The sequence below is a fragment of the Alkalibacterium sp. s-m-28 genome (genome assembly GCF_054658175.1).
This window is the reverse complement of the sequence record NZ_BAAGIQ010000444.1, coordinates 1-255: the sequence shown is the minus strand read 5'-3', so window position 1 is coordinate 255 and position 255 is coordinate 1. Positions and strand designations below refer to the sequence as shown.

Below are 255 nucleotides of genomic sequence, written 5' to 3'. Positions count from 1 at the left end.
GGAAAAGAAAATGAAAGAAGCTGTGCGTACATACGATTGGGATCGTATTGAAACCATAATCGCTACAACGGAGAGTCGCATTGAAATTAACAATGAAAAAGCAACTGAATATCAGGAAGAACTTACCTTGTTAAAAGCTTATCTATATAGAAATTGGGAAAGTCTTAAACCATTTAAAATGAGGGATTTACCCGTAAATAAAGGGATTGGTGTTTGCGAAAGTAATCATCGTCCTTATAGTTATCGTATGAAACG

At 34.9% G+C, this 255-nt stretch carries 1 pseudogene; it reads left to right on the top strand.

The window, feature by feature from the left end:
* Positions 1 to 255, top strand: a pseudogene (locus ACYQ4S_RS12940) (ISLre2-like element ISAot1 family transposase); the annotation flags it as partial.